General features: G+C 62.6%; 2 protein-coding genes. One reads left to right on the forward strand and one right to left on the reverse strand.

The window, feature by feature from the left end:
• A partial coding sequence (locus ACYVDE_RS18915) for a DUF4961 domain-containing protein (protein WP_460503103.1) occupies positions 1 to 2,625 on the reverse strand: 2,625 nt, incomplete at its 3' end.
• A 37-nt stretch (positions 2,626 to 2,662) separates the two neighbouring features.
• Between ACYVDE_RS18915 and ACYVDE_RS18920 the strand changes: the two genes are divergently transcribed.
• The coding region (locus ACYVDE_RS18920; RefSeq protein WP_460503104.1) for a hypothetical protein at positions 2,663 to 2,959 on the forward strand (297 nt) is incomplete at its 3' end.

Consider the following 2,959-nt stretch of genomic DNA (forward strand, 5'->3'; position numbering starts at 1 on the left):
GGCCGTGAGGCGCAGGATGCTGGCGGCCTGCTCGGCACGGGTGGGCAGCAGCGTGGCCTTGCGGATGCGGCGGCTGGTGTACACGGCGTACTGGCCGGGCGCGAGGCTGATGAGGGCATTCACGTTCGTGACCGTGATGCTGTCGCCGGCGAGGTAGTTGTACCACTTGCCGGTGCTCTGGAAGGCCGGGTCGATAGTAGTGGGGTTCACGTCGAAGTTGCCGATGATGGTGACGCTGGTGTTAGCGTTGGCCAGGTGAATAGACTTGGCGGCACCGGAAAGCTGCTGCGTGTAAGTGGTCGGGTTTTCGAACACGGGCTCCACTTTCTTGAGCGCGATGAGGGCGCGGTAGGTGTTGTAGAGCTGGCGGCGGTTGGCATCCTGGTAGTAGGGCCACACCGGCGGCTTGGCGCTCAGCTTGCACTGGTCGTTGGGATAGGGCGTGGGCACGGTGCCGTTCGAGCACATGAAGATGGACTTGTCGTAGCCGAGCTCACCAAACTGCCAAATCATTTTGGGGCCGGGCACGGTGAAGAAGAACGCGGCGGCCAGCTCCTGGCGGGCCAGGGCGGTGTTCAGGTCTTTGGTGCTGTAGGTGCCCGAGGAATTGCCGAAGGTCAGGTTCTTGTACATCAGGCGCTCCTCGTCGTGGCTTTCCATGTAGGTTACCAGGTTGGGGTTGTTCCAGCCGCGGCCGCCCTGGGTGGGGCTGCCGTAGTAGCCGTAGCTGAAGTTGGAGCCGGGCAGGTAGCCCATAGTGGCCTCGTTGTAGTTGTAGTTGGCATTGCCCCACAGCATGAAGCCGCTATCGGCCAGCACCTTGCCCTCGCTGTTGGCGGGGAAGTGCTCCAGAATGGGGTACATGCCGGCGTCCACGCTCATCATGTGCTGGTAGTAGTCCATCCAGATGTTGATGCGGGACTGGTCGTAATCGCCGTAGGTACTGGTCGTGGTCTGCTTTTGCGTGAAACCGCCGGCGAGGTCAAAACGGTAGCCGTCGACGTGGTATTCCTGCACCCAGTAGCTCATCACCTGCTTCGAGAAGTACTTGGTGTAGAGGCTTTCGTGGTTGAAGTCGTTGTAGACGCTGTAGGGGTGTGGGGCCGTCACGTTGAACCAGGGGTTATCGGCCGAGGGACCGGCCGTGCTGCCGTACAGCTGCACCATGGGGTTCTGGCCGGTGGCGTGGTTCAGCACCACGTCGAGCACCACGGCAATGCCGCGGCGGTGGGCTTCGTCGATAAACTGCTTAAGGGCCTGCTTGGTGCCGTAGTATTTATCGGGCGCGAAGAAGAAATCGGGGCTGTAGCCCCAGTTGTCGTTGCCGTCGAACTCGTTGATGGGCATGAGTTCGATGCAGTTCACGCCCAGGCGCTGAATGTAGTTGAGCGTGTCGCGCAGGGTCTGGTAGTCGTGGCGGGCCGTGAAGTCGCGCATCAGCAGCTCATACACCACGAGGTCGGCGCGGCTGGGGCGCTGGAAGTTGGTGGTCTGCCAGGCGTAGGGCGTCTGGCCGGTTTGCAGCACCGATACGATGCCGGTGGTTTTGCCCGTGGGGTAGGCTTTCAGATTGGGGTAGGTAACGGCCGGGATGTATTGGTCGTCGTTGGGGTCGAGGATTTTTTCGGCGTAGGGGTCGGCCACGCGAATGGTGCCATCCACGAGGTACTGGTAGGCGTATTCGCGGCCCGGCGTCAGGCCGTTAATCTGCACCCAGTAGCGGGTACCGTCGGGCGTGCGGTTCATGTAGGCGGCGTTGTCGGCCTGCCAGTTGTTGAACTCGCCCAGCACATAGGCAAACTGCTTGTTGGGCGCGGTGATGTTAAAAATCACCGACGTGCCGCCGGCCAGGTACGTCACGCCGTCCTTCGTGCCGGCGGGCAGCGCGGCCACGGTCACGGCCGGGCGCACCACAAAAATCAGCGAATCGACGGCCGACGACGTGCCCGCCGTAGCCGTGAAGCGCACCACGTTGCGGCCCGCCTGGGTGGCCGTGACGGTGGTGCTGAGGGTAGTAGCGTTGGCCTGCTGGGCCACCTGCGTACCGTTCAGGGTGTAGGTGAGGGTGGCGGCGGCCGAGGCGGTGCCGGTAATCGAAACCTGGCTGTTGGCGTTCACAAACAGCGGGTTGCCGGTGGTATTCACCGGGCTGGTAATGCGGGCCGAGAGGCCAGGCTGCGTGGCATCCACGAAAATGTCGCCCCCGCCCGAGGCGCGGCCCACCGTGGTACCCGCGGCATTCTTGAAAATCATGCCCAGGCGCAGCAGCGTTTCACCCGCGGGGATGGGGTAATAGCTGCGCGGCGTGAAGCTGATGCGGTAGAGATTGGGATTGGTGGCGTCGCGCGTCATCAGGGCCGTGGGGTCGGCCGCGCCGAAGCTGGGGCTGTGCACGTTGCGCCAGTTGGTGTTGCTGGTGCTCAGGTTGGTCACGGTGCCGGTCCAGATGTACACATCGCCAGTGAAGTTGGCCAGCGCCCCGTTGCCCTGGGTGGCGTCATAGGTGATGGTGATGGGCGTGGTGTCGGTGAAGAACACCGGCGAAACCGTCACCTGCGCCTGGGCGTGGATGGCGAAGGCCAGCAGCGTGAGCAGCAGGCCCGTCATGCGTCGAAATGTTTGCATTGGTTGGTGGGAAATGGGAATGAATTGGGGGTTGTGTATGAAGCGCGGCAGCCCGCAGGAAGTTCGCCCGAAAGACCTGCGAAAACGTTTGCCAACGAATTATTTTATTATTTCCGTCAGTAAACCAAGTCGCAAGATACGTGCTGGGCGTCTGCCCGCCGTGCCCGGGGCCGTACCTTTGGCCGATATTTCAGCAGGCATGACGCTCGGGGCCAGAATTCGGAAGTGGGGTAGAAAAAATATAGCGGCGCTGGCGGCGGCCATTAGCCTGCTGCCACTAGCCGCGCCGGCCCAAACGCCGGCCGCCGCCGTCCCCACTACCGGCCCGGCAGTG

Source organism: Hymenobacter agri (genome assembly GCF_054778495.1).